The sequence below is a fragment of the Plantactinospora endophytica genome, assembly GCF_016862915.1.
Taxonomy (GTDB): domain Bacteria; phylum Actinomycetota; class Actinomycetes; order Mycobacteriales; family Micromonosporaceae; genus Plantactinospora; species Plantactinospora endophytica.
In genome coordinates this window covers 22,574-41,213 of record NZ_BONW01000010.1, presented here as the reverse complement: position 1 = coordinate 41,213, position 18,640 = coordinate 22,574, and the positions used below count along the sequence as shown (strand labels likewise).

The following is an 18,640-nucleotide window of genomic DNA, read 5'->3' as shown; positions in this document are numbered from 1 at the left end:
CTTGACGTGATCTTGACGATCGGAGCGGCCGGGCTGCTCCCGACGAAGGTGTCGGGCTGCTCCCTGCGGGGCGGTCGGGCTGCTCCGCGTGGGGCGGTCGGGCCGCTGGTTTCCCGGCGACCGTGCCGGGTAGCCCGGCCAGGGAGCCACACGGGGGGTGCGGGATGCCGGAATCGGACGCCTGGGTGCACGAGGCCACCGCGACGGCCGAGGGAGGTCGGCTGCGTACCGACGACGGCGAACTCTCCACCACCCTGGCCTCGCCGTTGGCGCCGCACTGCACCGGGCTCGCCCCCGAGCAACTGCTCGCGGCGGCGTTCGCCTCCTGCCTGCACCACGCGGCGGTGGAGGCGGCGACCGGGATCACCGACGAGGCGCACACCGTGCAGGTACGGGCCCGGGCCCGGCTGGCCAGGGACGCGGACGGGCTCTACCGGGCCGAGGTACGGGCCAGCATCGCCTCGGTGGGCCTGAACCGGGACCAGCTCACCGACCTGGCCCGGTACGCCGACCGGCTCTGGCCGTTCTCCAGCGACGGCGGCCGGCACACCCTCACCGTCAGCCCGGCCGAGCCACGCGGGCGCTGAGCCCGACCGGCACCACACCGTCAGCCCGGCCGCCCCTCGCGGACGCTGAACACCGCCGGCACCGAGCCGTCACCGGGGCCGCGCTTCACGGGCGCCGAGCCCGGCCGGTTGCCCGAACCGCTGCCGGACGACCGCGGAACGGGCCGCGCCGGAGAATCGCCGCTTCCTGCGAAGCCTATTTCTGACCAAGCGGGGTCGCCGGGCGGGGACTACCGGAAGCCGGCGGTCACCGCCCGGTGGTCGCTGGCCGGGGTCCGGACCACCCCGGCGTACGCCACGGTGAGCCCTCGGTAGAGCACGTGGTCGGGTCGAGTCAGCGGAAGCGCGGCCGGCCAGGTGAAGCCCGGCCCTCGACCGGCGTCCGCCTGGGCGTCGTGCAGCAGCTCGGTCAGGGGTTCGATCATCCGGTCCGTGGTGGCGGTGTTGAGGTCGCCGAGCACGATCAGCCGCTCGGCCGGGTCCTGCCGGATCTGGCCGGCGAGCGCGGCCACGGTGCGGTCCCGGGTGCCGGTGTCCCCGGCCCGGGCCGAGCCGAGATGGACGACGTAGACCACCACGTCCCCACCGGGGGCGGCCACCACGGCCCGGAGGGCCCGGGTCCAGGCCAGCCCGGTGTCCACGCCCTGCTCCTCCCGGATCGGGAACCTGCTCCAGAGCGCGACCGTGGAGACGCCCGCCCGGTGCGGGTACCGCTCGGCCAGCGCGCCCGCCACCGGCGCCCGGGTGTCGCCGGAGACCTCCTGCAACCCGATCAGATCGGCCTCGGTGTCGGCCAGCCGGGTCACCGTGCCCGCCGGGTCAGGGTTGCCGGCCCGCAGGTTCTGGCTGGCCACCCGCAGCTGCGCCGATCCGCCACCACCGGCGGGCAGCCAGGCGGTGCCGAACAGCACCGCCCAGAGGACGGCCGGCACCAGCGCCCCGGCGAGTGCGATCCGGGACCGACGTAGCGCGGCGGCCAGCACCAGCAGCGGAACGCCGAGCCCGAGGAAGGGAGCGCCGCTGTCCACCAGGCTGCCGAGGCCCCGCACGTTGGGGATCAGCCGGTGGCCGGCCATCAGTGCGGTCAGCAGGGCAGCCGCGACCAGGATCAGCGTGCCGCGGCGACGCCCCCGCCCCGCCGGCCCGCCGTCCGCCGGGTTGATCTTGCTGTCCGCCACCGAGAGCATCGTAACGGAGCCGATCCGGGCCGGACCCGCCGACGACCAACGGCGCCCGGCCGCACGAGAGCACCGACGCCCCAGGCACACCGGTCGGCAGACACGCCGGTCCGGCACAGGAACACCGGGCCACACGGGACCACCCAACCCCGGGAACCCCGGCCGCCAGGGACCACCGGCCTGCGGGAACACCGGCCTGCGGGAACACCGGCGGCCAAGGTCGGTCGGCGACGGCCGAGCCGGGCGACGCGACCGTTCGGACCAGGTCCGGACGGGTCCGACCGGGCCGTCGGCGCTGGACCGAACGACGGAGTCGGGTGATCTTCGGCGCCGATGCCGGAGTGGACCGCCAACCGTCCCCGGCCGACCCACCCCAAGCGACAAGACGGACATGCCTCATCTGTCCGGTCCTGGTCCGGTCGCCCGCCGGTGCCGACGACTGCCCGGTTGACCAGGCAAAAGTGTGGCGCAGGCCACCCATCCGACCCGCCCCATTCAGCTCCCCGTTACCTAACCTCGGCGGGTGCATCACAGGGAACAAGCTGATCCAGGACAGGACACCGGAGCGCAGGCTGACCGTTCGGTCGATAGCGACTCCACCGACCAGGTAACCGGGCGTCACCGGGCCGCGGCCCCGCGCCGGCTACGCCGGACCCGCGCGCTGCTCTCGTCGGGCCCGGTCCGGGTCGGTTCGGTCGCCGCCGTGGCGTGCTGCCTCGGCGCGGTGGTCTTCGCCGACTCCCGGGCGGCGACCACGCCGACCGATCCGGCACCGACCAACCTGATCGCCGAGCGCGCCGCCAGCGCCGAACGCCAGCCGGCGTCCCGGGCCACCGAGCGTGCCCCGGCACCGACGACCCCGCCCCCGACCCCGAGCGCCACCCCCACCGCCACGCCGACCACCCGACCGACCGTGGCCCGCACCAAGGTCGCCAAGGTGAAGAAGAAGCCGACCCGGCCGGTCCCGGTCGCCGGGCTCACTCAGGCGCAGATGGACAACGCGCACACCATCGTCCAGGTCGGGCTCAAGATGGACATCCCGCGCCGGGGACTGGTGGTGGCGATCGCCACCGCGATGCAGGAGAGCAACCTCTACAACCTGGCCAGCGGGGTGCTGCCGGAATCGCTCGACTACCCCAACCAGGGTGTCGGCTACGACCACGACTCGGTCGGGCTGTTCCAGCAGCGGCCCAGCTCCGGCTGGGGCACCGTCGCGGACCTGATGCGCCCGGCGTACGCGGCCGAGCAGTTCTACGCCGCCCTGCTCCAGATCCCCGGCTGGCAGGACATGAGCATCACCGGCGCCGCCCAGGCGGTGCAGATCTCGGCGTTCCCCGACGCGTACGCGCAGCACGAGGATCGGGCCACCACCGTGGTCGGCGCGCTGGTCTGAGTTCGGGTCGCCGGCTCAGTAGCGGCGCCACTCGGCGCGGGCGTACTCCAGTACCCGGGGGTGCAGCAGCGTCGACGGGGGCAGGTCCAGCCGGTGCCGGTCCGGCGGGAAGTTCGTGGCCGCCCGAAGCGTGCCGGCGTCCAGGTAACGCAGCGCCGGTACGTCGGCCGGCAGGCCCAGCTCCGGCGCGGCCGGTCCGGGGGCGGCGAGCAGGAAACCCCAGTCGCCGAAGGACGGCACGTCGACGTGGTACGGCACGGTCGTGAACCCGGCCGACCGCAGCGACGCGTCGACGCACCAGTACGAGCGGGGCGCGAAGTACGGCGAGCCGGCCTGCACCACCACCCGCCCCCGGTCGGCGACCACCGCCCGGAGCAGCGAGTAGAACTCCACCGAGTAGAGCTTTGCCGTCGCCGTCTCGTCCGGGTCCGGCAGGTCCACCACCACCGCGTCGAACCGGCCCGGCCGGTCGCGCAGCCAGCCGAAGGCGTCGGTGTTGACCAGCCGGACCCGGGGGTCGGCGAAGGCGTTCCCGTTCAGTGCCCGCAGTTGCGGCTCGGTCCGGGCCAGCCGGACCACCGCCGGGTCCAGTTCCACCACGGTCACCGAGTCGACGTCGGGATAGCGCAGCAGTTCCCGTACGGCCAGTCCGTCGCCGCCGCCGAGCACCAGTACGGAGCCCCGGGTGCCGTGCAGCACCGGATGCACCAGCGCCTCGTGGTAGCGGTACTCGTCGACCGAGCTGAACTGGAGGTCCCCGTTGAGGTAGAGCCGCAGGTCGGTGACGCCCTGCGAGACCAGCGGCACCGACCGGGTCAGCACGATCTCCTGGTACCGGCTGCGCTCGGCGTGCACCACCGGGTCCCGGAAGAGCTGCTGGCGGGCGGTCACCTCGAAGTCGGCGGCGGTGAGGTAGGCGTACCCGAGGACGAGCCCGACCACCACGGTGCCGGCGGTCAGCGCGAGTCGGACCCGGGCGGTCAGCTCGCGCCGGAACACGGTGCCGACCAGCGCCAACCCGGCCAGCGCGTTCACCACCCCGACCACCAGTACCCCGCGGAGCTGGCCGAAGAACGGCATCAGCAGGAACGGGAAGGCGAGACCGCCGAGCAGTGCCCCGACGTAGTCGGCGGCGAACAGGTCGGCCACCGCGCTGCCGGCGGACTGCGCCCGGATCCGTTGCAGCAGCACCATCAGCAGCGGGATCTCCGCCCCGATCAGCAGGCCGAGCAGCAGTGCGGTGGCGACCAGGGCCGGGGCGTAGAGGTCGAGCCAGGCGAAGGCGGCGTAGAGCCCGAGCACCGAGAGCCCGCCGAACAGGGCGAGGGCGAGTTCGACGACCGCGAACGCGGCAGCGGCCCGGTGCTGGAACGGCTTGGCGACCAGCGCGCCGATGCCCATCGCGAAGACCATCACGCCGAGCACGATCGACGCCTGACCGACGGTGTCCCCGATCAGGTAGCTGCCCAGCGCCACCAGGGCCAGCTCGTAGACCAGTCCGCAGGCGGCGCAGACGAAGACCGCGCCGAGCACAGCGGCTCGGGCCGCGCGCCGTCGCGGGCCGCCGGCCGGCGCGGCCGACGCCGGACCGGGCCCGGCCGCGTCCGGCGGTCCGGCGGCGGGCGAACCGTCGGGTGCCGTCCGGTCGGCGGAGGTGACGGTCACCGGCTGCGACCGCCCTTCTCGGGTACGCCGACCGCGTCCCCGGTCGGCCCGGTGCCGGACCCGACCGGTTCGGGCCGCTGGTGCCGCCGCTCGTACCTGCCGATCGCCAGGAAGAGGACAGTGAGCAGCAGGACGCCGACGGCGCCGAGCAGGAGGGGCCAGCGGTTGCGCCAGAAGTCGTTCCCGGGATCGGGCAGCTCCGGCGGTGCCGCCCCGGCGGCCGGCGCGACCGGTGCCCGGGTCGCCGAGCCGGCACCGGTCTCCGAGACCAGCAGCGGCAGCAGCACCGCCGCCTGGCAGACCGCCCAGCCGGGATCGTCGACGAACTGGTCGGCGTCTACGCCGAGCCGGGCCAGTCCCCGGTCGAAGTCGATCTGGGCCAGGTCGGGAGAGCTGCTGACCCGGTAGGAGGCGCTGTCGCTCGACTCGCTGCTCGCCGAGGTGTACCAGACCACCGCGTCGACCTCCACCCACCGGGGGCAGCGGGCCGGATCGCTGTCCACCGCGACGCTGTCGCCGAGGTTGGAGCCGACGCTGACCGGTGTGGTGTCGAAGGCCGCTCCGCCGGTACGCAGCCGCCAGCCGTAGCAGACCTGCTGGGTGGAGTGCGCCCGCTGGAGCAGCGTGACGGTGTCGGTCCGCTCGGCGGGTGTGGGCGGCGGCACCAGGGTGCTCTCGTCGTCGGGCATCAGTGCCCCGAAGACGATGAACCCCGCGAAGACCAGGCTCAGCACGACACCCAGGATGATCTTGAGTCGCCTGGCGGTACCCTTGGCCGCCGTCGCCCGCTCGGCGGCGGCCCGGGGCGCGTTCCCGCGCTGCGCGCGGCCTCCGTTCCCGCGCTGCGTGCTGCTCCCGTTCCCGCGCTGGCCGCTGCTCCCGTTTCCGCCGACGGCCATCAACTGATCGCCGCCGCGATCACGGCACCCGTGGCCAGATGCACCACGGCCGACACCCAGACCGCCGGGTGCGGCTCCGGGTCGACCAGGATCTCGCCGAGCTGTCCCGGGGTGGCCAGGTCGAGCAGCAGGAACGCCCCGGCCATGATGATCAGCCCCAGCAGCCCGTACGCGGCACAGCTCACGATCCCCTCGACGAAGTCGTCGTGGCTGACCACGATCGCGGTGGTCACGATGATGCCCACGCCGGCCAGGTTCGAGGAGAGCAGCAGTGCGGCGTTGCGGTTGCGGTCGACCCAGATCAGCTCGTGCAGCCGGCCGGGGGTGGCCATGTCGACCAGCAGGTAGCCGACGGCCATCAGCACGAGCCCGACCACCCCGTAGGCGAGGGTGGCCAGCAGGTCGGTGGCGAGGGTGGTCAACACATCAGGCTCCGGGGGATGAGGGGATCGGGGGTGCGTCCGGGAATGCGCGGAGACGTCAGGGGGTGGGCGAAGCAGGTTCGGGGCTGGGCGGAGTAGCTTGCCGGTGCGGGGCCGGAGGCTGGGTGCGGGTGTTACTTGCCGGCGCCGGGGCCGCCGCCGCGGACCGTGCTGCCGCGCCCCCAGCCCCAGGCGTTGCCGACCGTGCTGGAATAGCGTGGATAGGCGGTGACCACGCGTTCGAGCAGGATCAGCGAACCGCCGGCCAGCGGCAGGATCACCACCGAGTCCTCGTCGTAGCGCAGATAGACGCCGCTGGCGTCGACGTACCGGTCGGCCGGCTGCCAGGCGTTGGTGAGTTCGTCGGCGACGGCGCTCGGCGCCTTGTCCGACCGGTACGCGGTCGCGTCCCCGCCGATGTCCTGGGCCGCCGACCGGGCGTACCGGTCCTGTACGTAGCCGCGCGGCGAGAAGTTGCCGTGGAAGATGGCGAAGACGGCGAGCAGGGCGCCCACCAGCGCGAACGCGCCGCCGACCACGAACCAGCCACGGTACTTCATACCGCCGTCACCACCGTTTCCGTCTCGACCAGTTCGCCGCTCTGCGGGTACGCGTGCCAGGTGTGCCAGCCGATCTCGCCGTCCCCGCCACCCCCGGCCCCGCTCCCGCCGGCACCGTGCACCAGCCGCAGCGCGGTGATCGCGTCCGGGCCGCCGGGGAAGACCCCGACCAGGGCGTACGGGTCGTCGGCAAGCTCTCGCCGCAGCCGGGCCGTCCGGGCCGACATCTGTGCCCCGGTCAACCGCAGCACCCGGGCCGTGAACCGGTAACCGGTGCCCGGGTCGGCCAGCGTGGCCGGCAGTTCGGGCCGCCGACCGGGCAGGCAGGCGACCGTCTCGATCAGGCCGCCGGCGGGGCGGTCGAGCACCACCTGATGGGAGGCGCCGAGCAGCCGGAGTTGGAGCCGCGTACCGGGCTGGCCCAGGTCGTCCAGCCGGCCCAGGTCGAGCAGGTGCAGCGCGGGCTGTTCGGGCGTGTCGAGCGCGAGACTCAGCTCGGCGGCGGTGGTGTCCTCGTACGGGGTGTCCAGGGTGACCAGCATCGCTCAGCCGACCCGCCCCGTCGCCTGGTCGTCGGCCCCGTCCGTCGCCTGTGGATAGATCAGCACCTCGGCACGGTGCAGCCGCTCGCCCGTACCGACCTCCCAGCGCTCGCTGTCGCCGTACGCCTCGAAGCTGAGCGGGGAACCGTCGGCCGACACGTAGTCGTAGTAGCGGACCGTGCCGGTCGGGTCGAGTCCGGTGCTGCCGGTCGCGGTGAACCTGGCCTGCCCCGACTCGTCCCGCCGGTACCGCCGGCCGCCGAAGTCCAGCTCGACCGGCCCCGGCGCGACGTCGGTCTCCGGCACCGCCGTCCAGAGCACCAGCTCCAGGTCGGGGTCCTCCTCGACGGAGAGCCAGAGCCTGGTGCCGTGCGCGTCGTCGAGCAGGTGCTCCGTCCAGCCCCAGGCGCCCTCGCTGAACCGGAGCGTGCCCCGGACTCCGTACGAGGTGTGCCGGATCTCCACCAGGTCGCCGGGCTTGAGGGTGCGTGGATCGCCCCGCAGCGCGTCGGCGTCGTCGTCGGTGCTCCGGAACGGGTCGCGTACCGGTGCTCCGGGCGCCCGGGCGGTCCGCCGCCGCCCGGCCCGCAGCGCGAGCACCGCCACCACCACACCCGCCACCGCTATCAGACAACCCGCCGCCGCCACCAGGTACGCCGTCGCCCCGTTCAACGCCCGTACTCCTTCCGATCCCGCTTGGGCGCCGACGGTAACAAGCACGCGCACGTCGCGACAGCGCATGATCGGAAGTGGAGCCGGCGGGCCGGGTGAGCACCGTCCGGACGGCTGCCCCACGCCGCCGGGTGGCCGGTGTCGCCCCAAGCCGAGAGCTGTGCGCCGGAGCGGTGCCGGCGGGCGGGCGCCCGGTCAGGAGGCCGGAGCGGTGACGGCGTCGGTCGCGGTCTCCACCCGGTCCACGGCCATCCGCAGTTCTCCGGCGCCGACGCCACGCAGGATCTCGTCCGCCCGTTCGGCGCGGACCTGTCGAGCCCGCAACGCCGCCTCGAGGTCCCGTCGGGCCTGCACCGCCTCGGCGTAGACCTGGTCCCGTACCCGGCGGGCCTCCTCGCGGGCCGCCGCGAGGTCGGCCCGGGCCCGGGCCAGGATCTCGGCCGCCTCCCGTTCGGCGGTCAGCAGGACCTGCCGGGCCTGCCCGGACGGGCCGTCGGGAACCGGCCGTGCCGTCAGCAACTCGCCCAGCCGGGCGATCTCGGCCCGCAGCCGGGCCAGTTCGGGATTGGTTCGCGCGGCGGCGTCCGTCCGCACCGCCAACCGGGCCAGCCGCTCGCCCAGATCGTCCAGGCAACGGTCGACCTGGTACTGGTCGTAGCCGATTTCCACGACGGAGAATTCCATGCTTCGCCCCCAGGCAGCCGGTGTACTTACCACCTGAGATCCTGCTCAGTCGGCAGCGCCACCGGGGCGAATCGGGAAAATTGTTCAGTATTCGGGCGGCCTTCCCGCATCCGACATGCGGCTCGCTCAGCGCCGCTTCGGCAACACCACGATCTGACCGAAGAACTCGTCGATCCGCCGGATCACGTCGTTGAAGTCGTCGAGGTCGATCGGCTTGGTGACGTACGCGTTGGCCCGCAGTCGGTAGCTGCCGAGGATGTCGGTGTCCGCGTTGGACGTGGTCAGTACGACGATGGGGATGGTACGCAACTCCTCGTCGCTCTTGACCTTGTCGAGCACCTGCCGGCCGTCCATCCGGGGCATGTTGAGGTCGAGCAGGATCATGTCCGGCCGGGGAGCCTCGCGGTGCCGTCCCTCCCGGTGCAGGAACTCCATCGCCTCCTCGCCGTCGCCGACCACGTCGATCGACTTCGGCACGCCCGAGGTGGCCAGCGCCTCCTCGATCATCAGGACGTCACCGGGGTCGTCGTCGACGACCAGGATGCGTACGGGGGCCGGCTCGGTCGCGTCCACGGCATACCTGCCTCTGGTCGATGGGATGGTACGGCGGCCACCCGCGTCACCAGCCAATGATGCGGGCTAAGGCAAGCTGTCGACCATCGACGCGGCGTGGGAACTCTAGCCGATCAACGATCGGCCAACGGGGCCGGGTCGTGCCTCTCCTGGTCATAGCGGAACAATTCATCCAGGCCGCTGATCGCCAGAACCCGGGCGACCCGCCCCGTCGCACCGGTCAGTCGGAGCCAGCCGCCCAGCGAGCCCGCCCGGTCGTCGCCCCGGACGAACGCCGCCAGCCCGCTGGAGTCACAGAAGGCCAGCTCCGCGAGGTCGACGAGCAGACGCCGGTGCCCCGCGTCGAGCAACGCGTCGATCTGGGCACTGAGTTCCGGCGCGGTGGTGACGTCCAGTTCGCCGGCCAGGTGTAGGCGCACGATCTTGGGATGCACCACATACCTGACGGAGAAAACCACACCTGCCTCCGTCCGCTCCACCAGCCAATACTTGCAGTCAGGCAAGTATACGCACCAACTAGATCGACATCGAGGCCCGGTACGACCCGGCCGTCTCCGGATCGGCCCGGACGAGGACCGAGGGCTGTCCGTCGACGCCGGCACCAGCAGCGGCGCCCGTACCTCATTGCCGGCACGAGCAGCGAGGCCGGTTTGTCGGAGAGGGCCGGGGGAAGGCGCCCCAGCGGCGGGCAGTCAAACACGGCCCGGCCAGGAAGGAGCACCGGCATGACCGAGCGGCACGTCCCCACGGTCACACTTCCGTCCGGCGAGGCGATTCCCGCGCTCGGCCAGGGCACCTGGGGCATGGCGGAGGACCCACGACGGCGGGACGACGAGATCGCCGCCCTCCGCGCCGGGGTGGACGCCGGACTCACCCTGGTCGACACCGCCGAGGTATACGCCGACGGCGGTGCCGAGGAACTGGTCCGGGAGGCGCTGGGCGACCGGCGCGAGGAGATCTTCCTGGTCAGCAAGGTCTCTTCGGAGCACGCGGACGTCACCGGCACCGCCGACGCCTGCGCCCGCAGCCTGGAGCGGCTCGGCACCGACCGGATCGACCTGTACCTCCTGCACCAGCGGGGCGACGCACCGCTGCCGGAGACGGTCGAGGCGTTCACCAGCCTGATGACCCAGGGACTGATCCGGCACTGGGGGGTGAGCAACTTCGACGTACCGGAGGTGGTCGAACTGGCCGGCATCCCCGGCGGTACGGCGGTCGAGACGGACCAGATCCCCTACAACCTCGTACGGCGGGGCATCGAGTGGGACCTCCTCCCCCGCTGCCGCGCCGCCGGCCTGCCGGTGATGGCGTACTCGCCGCTGGAGCGGGGCCGGATGCTCGACCACCCGGCCCTGGCCCGCGTCGCGCGGCGGCACGGTGCGACGCCGGGGCAGGTGGGACTGGCCTGGCTGCTCGGTCGGGACGGGGTGTGCACGGTGACCAAGGCCAGCACCCCGGAGCACGTCCGGGAGAACCGCGCGGCGGTCGACCTGACGCTGACCGAGGAGGACCTCGCCGAACTCGACCGGGCCTTCCCGGCACCCGACGGTCCACGACCGCTGGAACTGCTCTGAACGTGCGGGTGCGTGGTGTCGGTTCAGCGGTGTGTCGGTTCAGCAGTGCTGAGCTGGCAGATCCCCGGCCACCCTCGTCCTCGAACCACCCGACCCGCGCTGCAGCCGGTTCCCGGGCCGACGAGAACGCCGCCCCGGAGGACGCCGACCGGGCACGGCCAGGGCCGCGACCGCCCGATCGTCAGACCGCCTTGAGTCGGGCCGGCTGGCGGGTCGGCTCGACGCCCAGTTCGTCCGGCTGGGCGGCATCCTCGGGCGCGCCGCTCTCCGGCGGCTGGAACAGGTAGCGGACGAACTCGCCACCCGCCTCGTTCTCCTCCGAGCCGGGCCACTGGCCGACGGCGTCCACCCCGATGACCTCCCGACCACCCTCGTCGGTTTCCTCCAGCAGCGCCCAGAGCGACACCGGATAGCACCGGGTCGTGTCCGGGGCGAGGCGCCAGCGGGCGTACCAACCGGGTCGGGCGGGGACGATCTCGACGATCCTCTTCATGGCGACCTTCCTCCCCCGGCGGTACGCCTCCCCCGGTCGATGGCCGGGACGGCGGTCTGCCGAGCCGGTTCGATCATCGGCGCGGTACGGGTGAGTACTCCTCACCCGGAGCGGGTGAGCTGCCCGGATCCCCGGTGGGGCGGGAGCGTTCGGCGCCATGCTCGGTGCCGGGCTGGGCGCGGGTCGGGAGGCGGTACACCCGGCGGAAGCCGGCACGGCGCGCGGATGTGCCGGGCGTGTTTCGCCGATGCCGCCTCGGGAAGGCGAATGACCGCGCCGCAGGCGTACCGGTTACCGGCGCGTACGCCGGCCGGCGGTGGCGACACGCGGAGCGAGCCGAGGTCGTAAGCCCTCTGCCGGTACGGCCGGGGGCCTCGTGACGACGACGAGCGCAGCGAGGAGACGGCATGGGCAAGCAGATGGAGGGCGACAACCAGCGGCGCCGTACCCTGGCCCGGCAGGCCCGCCAGCAGGGCCGGCGGCCGAGCGAGGTCGGCGCGACCCTCGGCGCGGACAAGCAACTGGAGAGCCTCGACCGGGGTCGCCGCAACGGACCCGCACCAGCCGGCAACCGCAAGCCGAGCACCGAGCGGGGCGGCCCGGTCACCCCGCCGCCGGCGCCGGCCGAGCGCCCCGCTCCGGTCCCCGACGAACTGGTCGGCACGACCACCACCGAGGTCGCGGTGATCGCGTACCGGGAACTCGTCTCCGACATCGGGCGCCGGGCCGGCGTCGACTTCGAACAGGCCCGGGCCGCCGCCGGGGCGACCGTGGTCGCGCTGGCCCGGGCCCTGGACAGCGCCGACCGGCAGCGGCTGCTCGACGCCGTGCCGAACCAGTTGTACGACGACGGGTCGCTGGCCGCCGGCAACCGGCGCCGCGACCTGGCCGGCTTTCTCGACGAGGTGGCCCGGCTCACCCACCGCAGCCCGGAACAGGCGAGGTACCAGGCGCAGGCGACGCTGAGCGCGCTCGCCGCGCAGGACGGCGGACTGGTCGACTCGTTGAACCTGCCCCCGGAGTTGCGGGACCTGCTCGGGCCGCCGCCGGCCGGCGGCGGTCTGGTCGACCCGGCCGGCGCCACGGCGGCACTGACCGACGACGAACTCCGGGACGCGTTGGCGACCCTGCCCTACTGGTCCGGTGACCGGCGCCGGCTGACCCGCTCCATCGAGCTGCCACCGGAAAACCTCGACCGGGTGCTCGGCCGGCTGGCCCGGCTCCGCCCGGAGACCGGCCGGGGGCCGACGGTCGGCCGCGACACGCCGTCGAGCGCCGTACTCACCGTGCGGACCCGGTCGCTGGACGCGGTAACCGCGCTGGACGTGACGCTCGCACACCAGATCGACGACGCCATCAACGAGGTCAGCGCCGGGATGGCTCCGCCGGCTCCGGAGCGGCCGAGGGGACCGCGCCCCGGTCCTTGATCCGCGCCGGGACGGCCCCGCCGGCTCCGTAGCGGACAAGGGCGACCGCGCCCCGGTCCTCGATCCGCACGACCCGGGCCTGCCGGGCACCCGCCGCCACCGGGCGGGCCGGCGGCGCCGCTACCGGCGGACCGGCAGTTCCGGCGAGGCGCTCTCCAGCGGTACGGCGTTCGCCGGCACGAGCCCGAGCTGGACCGCCTGTCGGGTGAACGCCGCGTCCAGCAGCCAGTCGGCGCTCACCCGGGCCCGGTTCGCCGGCATCGCCAGCAGGTGGTACCCCCGGGTCACCGCCTTCGCAGGCAGCCCGGAGAGCGGCACGTGCACCGGGTTCGCGGCGGCGTCGGTGCCGCCGAGATCGACCACGAACCCGAGGTCGTGGTGGCGGTACGGCCGCCGCTTGCCCTGCCCGTACGAGGCGGCGACGTTGTGCGCGGCCAGTTTGCCCTGCCGCTGGGCGTGCTGGGCGGTCATCGCCGTCGCCTGCCCCGGCCGGGTCAGGTCGGGTACGGCGGCGGCGTCGCCGCAGGCGTACACGTCGGGGAAGCCGGGGACGTTGAGGAACTCGTCCACCACCAGCCGTCCCTTCTCGGTGGGCAGCCCCAGGTCGGCCACGAGCGGATCGGGGCGTACGCCGACGCACCAGATCAGTGACCGGGTCGGCACGTACTCGCCGTCGCTGAGCTTCACCCCGTCGGCCGTCGCCTCCTTGACCGTGGTGCCCATCCGGACGTCGACGCCCCGCTCGTCGAGTACCCGCCGGGCGGTGTCCGACATCCGCTGGTCGAGTTCCGGCAGTACCCGTTCGGCGAGGTCGAGCAGCATCCAGCGCGGCCGTACGCCGAGCCGGGGGTGCTGGGCGGCGAGCGCGTCGGTGAAGAGCTGGCCGTGCGCGGCCACCTCCGTACCCGTGTAGCCGGCGCCGACCACCACGAACGTGGTCCGGGCGTCCCGCTCGGCCGGGTCGTCGGTCGCCTCGGCCAGCTCGATCTGGGAGACCACGTGGTCGTGCAGGTAGAGCGCCTCGGGCAGCCCCCGGAACCCGTGTGCGTGCTCGGTGACCCCCGGGATCGGCAGCAGCTTGTTGACGCTGCCGACCGAGATGATCAGCCGGTCGAAGTCGAGGTGTGCGGGGTCGCCCTCCGCGCCGGTGTAGTCGACCCGCTTCGCGGCCAGGTCGATGTGCCGCGCCTCGCCGATGACGACCCGGACCCCGTCCAGGGTGCCGGCGAGGGAGACCGAGACCCGGCTCGGTTCCAGGATCCCGGCCGCCACCTCGGGCAGCAGCGGGACGTAGAGGAAGAAGTCGGTCGGGTTCAGCAGCACGATCTCGGCCCGGCCGTTGGCGATCCGGGACAGGTTCTTCGCCGCGTGGTAGCCGGCGAACCCGGCCCCGACGATGACAACGCGCGGTTTCGTCATGAGAACGCCCGTTCCCGGGCATCGGCCGGGCAAACCCACCGCCGGGGTATCCCGGTCACGACCGGCCCGCAGCACCGGCCCGGGGGGTAGGCCACAGCCCGGGTGGGGCGGGGCGACGGTGAACCGGGCAGGCAAAACGATCATGCCCGTTGACAGCCACAGCTCGCATTGATGACGATGCCTGTCATGACATCCCAGGACTCCACGGACTCCACGGACTCCCGACGCGACGGGCCCACGAAGCCCAGCCGCCGTACGTTCCTCTCCGCCGCCACCGTCACCGCGGCCGCCACGGCCGCCGCACCGCTGGCCGGCGCCTCGGCCGCCTCCGCCGCCACCGCCGGCGGCCCCTCCGGTCCCGGCCGACCGATCCGGCCCCAGTCGCCAGACCGCGAGCTCCGGGAACTGCTCCGCGAGATCGACCAGCGCCGGATCGAGGCGATCGTCCGCCGGCTCGCCGAGTTCGGCACCCGGCACACCCTGTCCAGCCAGGACGACCCGGTCCGCGGGATCGGGGCCGCCCGAGACTGGATCTACCAGCAGATGCAGGGCTACGCCGCCCGGTCCGGCGGCCGGATGACTGTGGAACTCCAGTCGTACGTCCAGGAGCCGGCGTCCCGGATCCCGGTGCCGACCCGGATCACCAACGTCGTCGCCACGCTGCGCGGCGAGACCTCGCCGGACCGGATCTACGTGGTCACCGGTCACTACGACTCCCGGTGCACCGACGTCATGGACGCCACCAGCGACTCGCCGGGCGCCGACGACGACGCTTCCGGGGTGGCGGTGGCGATGGAACTCGCCCGGCTGATGGCGACCCGGCGCAGCGAGGCGACCATCGTCTTCGCGGCGGTGGCCGGCGAGGAGCAGGGGCTCTACGGGTCGGGGTACATGGCCCGGCAGTACAAGGCGGCCGGCGCGGACGTCCAGGGCATGTTCAGCGACGACATCGTCGGCAGTTCGACCGCCGACGACGGCACCCGGGACCGGCGTACGCTGCGGCTCTTCGCCGAGGGCGTGCCGACCGCCGAGACGCCGGCCGAGGGGAACACCCGGCGCTCCGTCGGCGGCGAGAACGACTCGCCGAGCCGGCAACTCGCCCGGTACGTCAGCGACGTCGCCGACAACGACAGCACCGGGATGCGGGTACGGGTGATCTACCGCCGGGACCGCTACCTGCGCGGCAGCGACCACATCTCGTTCCTGGAACAGGGTTACCCGGCCGGCCGGTTCACCGAGCCGAACGAGGACTTCGCGCACCAGCACCAGGACGTCCGGGTGGTCGACGGCAAGCAGTACGGCGACCTGCCGGAGTTCTGCGACTTCGAGTACATCACCCGGGTGGCCAAGGTGAACGCGGCGGCGCTCTGGTCCCTGGCCCAGGCCCCGGGTACCCCGAAGGGCGTCACCATCGTCACCACGAACCTGACCAACGACACCCAACTGCGCTGGACCCGGGGCACCGAGCCGGACCTGGCCGGTTACGAGGTCGTCTGGCGGGAGACCACCGCGCCGGAGTGGACCCACGTGATCCCGGTCGGCGACGTCACCACGACCACCATCGACCTGTCCAAGGACAACGTCTTCTTCGGGGTACGCGCCGTCGACACCGCCGGGCACCGCAGCCCGGTGGCGTTCCCCCGCCCCGGTAGCTGACCAGCCGGTGTCGGCCCGGCCCTCCCGGAGCGGGGGCCGGGCTGCGGCGTCCGGTCACCGGATCTGCACCACGGCACGCCGGACGGTGGGTCCGCACCACGGCCGCCCGGACGGCGGCTGTGTCCCGCCGACTGGGCGACGGTCCCGCACGCCGTGTCCGCCCGGGGCGTGCGGGGGCCGGGTCTACGTCGGCGGGGTGATGGAGCACATCGCGGAGGCGACCGGTCGGAGGGCTACGACTGTCCCGGTCGGGTCAGGCAGAACGGCTTGTCGGCCGGGTCGGTGTAGACCCGGAACGTCCGTCCCCCGCCGGGCTGCCTGGTGGCGCCGAGGGCGAGCACCGCCGGCTCGGCGACGTCGAAGTCCTCGACGATCACGTCGAGGTGCACCTGCTGGGGGTGGGCCGGGTCCGGCCAGCGCGGCGGAGTGTAGTCGGCCACCTGCTGGAACAGCACCGGCTGCTCGCCGTCGTTGCCGACCATCGCCATGCCGTCGGCCTCGTACGTCACCGGCTTGCCGAGCAGTTCGGCGTAGAAGGCGCTCAGCAGCTTCGCGTCCGGGCAGTCCAGCATCACGCCCATCAGGGTGGTGTTCGGGTCGTCCGCCTTCAGGCACAGGTCGAACGGGTGCCCGGCCGGGTCGGCGACCGTGTACCACGTCTCGTTCCTGGCCAGCAGGGTGCCGCCGAGCTTGACCGCCAGGTCGAGGCCGGCGTCGAGGTCCGGCACCCGCAGGTCCAGGTGCGCCTGCTGTGGTCGGGCCTGGCCGGGCCAGCTCGGCGGCTGATGGTCCGGGGCCGACTGCAGGGCGACCTGCCAGCCGTCGGGGGTGTCGAGCGTGATCCAGTCGTCGTCGATGTCCGACTCCACCCAGCCGGTCAGGCCCCGGTAGAACTCGGAGAGACGGACGATGTCGGGCGCGTCGAGCACCACCATCTCCAGCTTGCCGATCATCGGGCACTCCCTCGTGTCGTCTCCGCGCATCCTGCCGGACGGGTACGACAGACCGCCCGGCGGACGGGAGTGCCAGGCACCGCGGGCTTCAGGCGGCTGGCTCGAAGACGGCCCGTACGCAGCCGTCGAGTTTCTGCTTGAACAACTCGTACCCGCGCGGCGCCTCGTCCAGCGGCATGGTGTGCGTGCCAAGATGCTCCGTGACCAGCTCACCCCGGGCCATCCGCTCCAGCAGCATCGGGATGTACCGCTGCCCGTGCTGCTGCGCGCCCCGCAGGGTCAGCCCCTTGTTCATCAGCGCGCCGAGCGGGAACTTGTCCACCATGCCGGCGAAGACACCCAGCACGAAGACGCTGCCGCCCTTGCGGCAGTGGTAGATCGCCTCCCTGGCGGCCACCGGGCGGTCCGTCTCGATCCGCAACTGCTGCTTGACCTGGTCGTACCAGAGTTGCGGGCCGCCGCTGTGCGACTCCATCCCGACCGCCTCGATGCAGACGTCCGGCCCCCGGCCGCCGCTGCGTTCCAGCAGCTCGGCGCCGATGTCGTCCTGTTCGTAGTTGAGCGTCTCGACGCCGATGTGCCGCCGCGTCATCTCGAGCCGGTTGTCGAGCCGGTCGATCACGATCACCCGCTCGGCGCCGAGCAGTACGGACGCGCGGGCCGCGAGCTGGCCGACCGCACCGGCGCCCCAGACCGCGACGACGTCGCCCGGCTTGACCCCGCCGAGGTCCGCGCCCATCCAGCCGGTCGGCGCGGAGTCGGAGGCGAACAACGCCCGCTCGTCGCTCACCCCTTCCGGCACGGTGAAGGCACCCTGGTCGGCGTAGGGGATCCGGATGTACTCGGCGTGGCTGCCGGCGAACCCGCCGAGTGCGTGCGAGTAGCCGTAGCAGCCTCCGGGCGCGGAACCCCACACGTTCTCGGTGATCGCCGGGTTCGTGTTTCCGTTGTCGCACAACGAGAACTGCTGTTGCTGGCAGTACCAGCACTTGCCGCAGGAGATGAACGAGCAGACCACGACCCGGTCGCCGACCCTGTGGTTGCGTACCTGCGGGCCAACCTCGACGATCTCGCCGAGGAACTCGTGCCCGAGGACGTCCCCGCGCTCCATGAACGGCACGTACCCGCCGAGCAGGTGCAGGTCCGACCCGCAGGTCACAGTGCGGCGCACCCGTACGATCGCGTCCTGCTCGTTGCGAATCTGCGGATCCGGCACCTGCCGGACGGCGACCTCGTTGGCCCCTTCCCACACCAGCGCCTTCACAGCCGGCCCTCCCGGTTCCCGTCTCTGGTGACAGCCTGGAGCGGTTGGTTCAGCGGGGTCGACTCGGTGGTCGGCGGTGCGTCCGGATGCAGGACCTCGCTGGTTTCGAGAAGCTGCTTCGCCTCCCGCAGCGCGGCCCGGATCGCCTGGTCGGGGTCCCGCCCCACGGCCCGCCGCACGGCTGCCGAGGCGGGGAGTCGGGCGCCGTCCCGGAGTCGTACAGCGATCTCGGTACCCCGGTTGCCGGCCGCCGGCCGCACCTGGATCTCCACGGCGTCACCGAGCCCGGTCAACGGCTCGGGCAGTCGCCCGTCGGCGCCGATCGTCTCCGCCGGTCGGTTCACCGTGGCGACGTGCCAGCGTGGCCTCCGCCGGCCGGGCAGCCGCGGTGGCCACTGCCCGTCGCCTCGACCGGATCTGCCGCGCAACCGCCGGATGACCAACCCACCGGCGGCCACTGCCGTTGCTCCGATCAGCCACCTCATCTGTCGGCCCCCGTCGACGTCGTTGGTTGACGCGGTGCTCCCGGAGTACCGGGCACCCTATCCGGCAAACCCTCTCACAACGGACGCAACACACAGAGGTGATCCCGACACTCGATCATCATGTTCGGCAGCCTCGACACGCTGCCCGTCGCGCCACGGGCCCCTCCCGCCGAGCCGCCCCCGGTCACCCGGTCGGGCGGCTCGTGCCATGATCA

Annotated in this window: 20 protein-coding genes; 5 read left to right on the top strand and 15 right to left on the bottom strand. The window is 73.1% G+C overall.

Going from position 1 to position 18,640, the window contains the following annotated elements; translation table 11 throughout:
- Positions 1–164 precede the first annotated feature (164 nt).
- Positions 165–587, top strand: a complete 423-nt coding sequence (locus tag Pen02_RS11335) for an OsmC family protein (RefSeq protein WP_203865932.1) — start codon at positions 165–167, stop codon at positions 585–587.
- A 209-nt stretch (positions 588–796) separates the two neighbouring features.
- Here Pen02_RS11335 and Pen02_RS11330 read toward each other — a convergent pair whose 3' ends face one another.
- Positions 797–1,744 carry an endonuclease/exonuclease/phosphatase family protein gene (locus tag Pen02_RS11330; RefSeq protein WP_239140476.1) on the bottom strand — a complete coding sequence of 316 codons (948 nt, stop codon included), beginning with the start codon at positions 1,742–1,744 and terminating at the stop codon, positions 797–799.
- 523 nt (positions 1,745–2,267) lie between these two features.
- Here Pen02_RS11330 and Pen02_RS11325 point away from each other — a divergent pair.
- Complete coding sequence (locus Pen02_RS11325; protein WP_203865930.1) at positions 2,268–3,137, top strand: hypothetical protein; 870 nt, start codon at positions 2,268–2,270, stop codon at positions 3,135–3,137.
- A gap of 15 nt (positions 3,138–3,152) precedes the next feature.
- Here the strand turns inward: Pen02_RS11325 and Pen02_RS11320 are convergent, their stop codons facing one another.
- From Pen02_RS11320 to Pen02_RS11280, 9 genes are all read right to left on the bottom strand, one after another.
- On the bottom strand, positions 3,153–4,802 hold the full coding sequence (locus tag Pen02_RS11320) for a polyamine aminopropyltransferase (RefSeq protein WP_203865929.1): 1,650 nt from the start codon (positions 4,800–4,802) through the stop codon (positions 3,153–3,155).
- Positions 4,799–5,701, bottom strand: coding sequence for a hypothetical protein (locus Pen02_RS11315; protein WP_203865928.1), 903 nt, complete (start codon positions 5,699–5,701; stop codon positions 4,799–4,801). The genes Pen02_RS11320 and Pen02_RS11315 overlap by 4 nt, the downstream gene beginning before the upstream one ends.
- The gene (locus Pen02_RS11310; protein ID WP_203865927.1) at positions 5,701–6,123 is read right to left on the bottom strand and encodes a DUF350 domain-containing protein; all 423 of its coding nucleotides are present in this window, start codon (positions 6,121–6,123) and stop codon (positions 5,701–5,703) included. The genes Pen02_RS11315 and Pen02_RS11310 overlap by 1 nt, the downstream gene beginning before the upstream one ends.
- Positions 6,124–6,257: 134 nt before the next feature.
- Positions 6,258–6,683 carry a DUF4247 domain-containing protein gene (locus tag Pen02_RS11305; RefSeq protein WP_203865926.1) on the bottom strand — a complete coding sequence of 142 codons (426 nt, stop codon included), beginning with the start codon at positions 6,681–6,683 and terminating at the stop codon, positions 6,258–6,260.
- The gene (locus Pen02_RS11300; protein ID WP_203865925.1) at positions 6,680–7,225 is read right to left on the bottom strand and encodes a DUF2617 family protein; all 546 of its coding nucleotides are present in this window, start codon (positions 7,223–7,225) and stop codon (positions 6,680–6,682) included. The genes Pen02_RS11305 and Pen02_RS11300 overlap by 4 nt, the downstream gene beginning before the upstream one ends.
- A gap of 3 nt (positions 7,226–7,228) precedes the next feature.
- The gene (locus tag Pen02_RS11295) at positions 7,229–7,897 is read right to left on the bottom strand and encodes a DUF4178 domain-containing protein (RefSeq protein WP_203865924.1); all 669 of its coding nucleotides are present in this window, start codon (positions 7,895–7,897) and stop codon (positions 7,229–7,231) included.
- Positions 7,898–8,092: 195 nt separating this feature from the next.
- Positions 8,093–8,581: an ATPase gene (locus Pen02_RS11290; RefSeq protein WP_203865923.1), complete on the bottom strand. Its 489-nt coding sequence runs from the start codon at positions 8,579–8,581 to the stop codon at positions 8,093–8,095.
- A 126-nt stretch (positions 8,582–8,707) separates the two neighbouring features.
- The gene (locus Pen02_RS11285; protein WP_203865922.1) at positions 8,708–9,154 is read right to left on the bottom strand and encodes a response regulator; all 447 of its coding nucleotides are present in this window, start codon (positions 9,152–9,154) and stop codon (positions 8,708–8,710) included.
- A 113-nt stretch (positions 9,155–9,267) separates the two neighbouring features.
- On the bottom strand, positions 9,268–9,633 hold the full coding sequence (locus tag Pen02_RS11280) for an STAS domain-containing protein (RefSeq protein ID WP_239140473.1): 366 nt from the start codon (positions 9,631–9,633) through the stop codon (positions 9,268–9,270).
- Positions 9,634–9,879: 246 nt separating this feature from the next.
- Between Pen02_RS11280 and Pen02_RS11275 the strand changes: the two genes are divergently transcribed.
- The gene (locus Pen02_RS11275; RefSeq protein ID WP_203865921.1) at positions 9,880–10,728 is read left to right on the top strand and encodes an aldo/keto reductase; all 849 of its coding nucleotides are present in this window, start codon (positions 9,880–9,882) and stop codon (positions 10,726–10,728) included.
- A gap of 181 nt (positions 10,729–10,909) precedes the next feature.
- On the opposite strand, the gene Pen02_RS11270 is transcribed toward Pen02_RS11275, so the two are convergent.
- Positions 10,910–11,221 (bottom strand): hypothetical protein, encoded by a 312-nt coding sequence (locus Pen02_RS11270; RefSeq protein ID WP_203865920.1) that lies wholly within the window; start codon positions 11,219–11,221, stop codon positions 10,910–10,912.
- 407 nt (positions 11,222–11,628) lie between these two features.
- Here Pen02_RS11270 and Pen02_RS11265 point away from each other — a divergent pair, with 407 nt between their 5' ends.
- A complete protein-coding gene (locus Pen02_RS11265; RefSeq protein WP_203865919.1) occupies positions 11,629–12,648 on the top strand; it encodes a DUF2267 domain-containing protein in 1,020 nt (339 codons plus the stop codon).
- 120 nt (positions 12,649–12,768) lie between these two features.
- On the opposite strand, the gene Pen02_RS11260 is transcribed toward Pen02_RS11265, so the two are convergent.
- Positions 12,769–14,067 carry an NAD(P)/FAD-dependent oxidoreductase gene (locus tag Pen02_RS11260; RefSeq protein ID WP_203865918.1) on the bottom strand — a complete coding sequence of 433 codons (1,299 nt, stop codon included), beginning with the start codon at positions 14,065–14,067 and terminating at the stop codon, positions 12,769–12,771.
- 186 nt (positions 14,068–14,253) lie between these two features.
- Here Pen02_RS11260 and Pen02_RS11255 point away from each other — a divergent pair, with 186 nt between their 5' ends.
- Positions 14,254–15,723, top strand: coding sequence for a M20/M25/M40 family metallo-hydrolase (locus tag Pen02_RS11255; RefSeq protein ID WP_203865917.1), 1,470 nt, complete (start codon positions 14,254–14,256; stop codon positions 15,721–15,723).
- 233 nt (positions 15,724–15,956) lie between these two features.
- Here Pen02_RS11255 and Pen02_RS11250 read toward each other — a convergent pair whose 3' ends face one another.
- The 3 genes from Pen02_RS11250 to Pen02_RS41720 all read right to left on the bottom strand — a co-directional run bounded on the left by Pen02_RS11250 (position 15,957) and on the right by Pen02_RS41720 (position 18,284).
- Complete coding sequence (locus Pen02_RS11250; RefSeq protein ID WP_203865916.1) at positions 15,957–16,676, bottom strand: VOC family protein; 720 nt, start codon at positions 16,674–16,676, stop codon at positions 15,957–15,959.
- A gap of 88 nt (positions 16,677–16,764) precedes the next feature.
- Positions 16,765–17,940: a zinc-dependent alcohol dehydrogenase gene (locus tag Pen02_RS11245; protein WP_203865915.1), complete on the bottom strand. Its 1,176-nt coding sequence runs from the start codon at positions 17,938–17,940 to the stop codon at positions 16,765–16,767.
- On the bottom strand, positions 17,937–18,284 hold the full coding sequence (locus Pen02_RS41720; protein ID WP_239140471.1) for an SRPBCC family protein: 348 nt from the start codon (positions 18,282–18,284) through the stop codon (positions 17,937–17,939). The genes Pen02_RS11245 and Pen02_RS41720 overlap by 4 nt, the downstream gene beginning before the upstream one ends.
- Positions 18,285–18,640 lie beyond the last annotated feature (356 nt).

Bases quoted from the DNA above. Each gene is read 5' to 3' on its own strand.
- Pen02_RS11335 (WP_203865932.1), top strand. From the start codon at position 165: ATGCCGGAATCGGACGCCTGGGTGCACGAGGCCACCGCGACGGCCGAG.
- Pen02_RS11315 (WP_203865928.1), bottom strand. From the start codon at position 5,701: ATGGCCGTCGGCGGAAACGGGAGCAGCGGCCAGCGCGGGAACGGGAGC.
- Pen02_RS11305 (WP_203865926.1), bottom strand. From the start codon at position 6,683: ATGAAGTACCGTGGCTGGTTCGTGGTCGGCGGCGCGTTCGCGCTGGTG.
- Pen02_RS11300 (WP_203865925.1), bottom strand. From the start codon at position 7,225: ATGCTGGTCACCCTGGACACCCCGTACGAGGACACCACCGCCGCCGAG.
- Pen02_RS11290 (WP_203865923.1), bottom strand. From the start codon at position 8,581: ATGGAATTCTCCGTCGTGGAAATCGGCTACGACCAGTACCAGGTCGAC.
- Pen02_RS11275 (WP_203865921.1), top strand. From the start codon at position 9,880: ATGACCGAGCGGCACGTCCCCACGGTCACACTTCCGTCCGGCGAGGCG.
- Pen02_RS11270 (WP_203865920.1), bottom strand. From the start codon at position 11,221: ATGAAGAGGATCGTCGAGATCGTCCCCGCCCGACCCGGTTGGTACGCC.
- Pen02_RS11265 (WP_203865919.1), top strand. From the start codon at position 11,629: ATGGGCAAGCAGATGGAGGGCGACAACCAGCGGCGCCGTACCCTGGCC.
- Pen02_RS11260 (WP_203865918.1), bottom strand. From the start codon at position 14,067: ATGACGAAACCGCGCGTTGTCATCGTCGGGGCCGGGTTCGCCGGCTAC.
- Pen02_RS11255 (WP_203865917.1), top strand. From the start codon at position 14,254: ATGACATCCCAGGACTCCACGGACTCCACGGACTCCCGACGCGACGGG.
- Pen02_RS11250 (WP_203865916.1), bottom strand. From the start codon at position 16,676: ATGATCGGCAAGCTGGAGATGGTGGTGCTCGACGCGCCCGACATCGTC.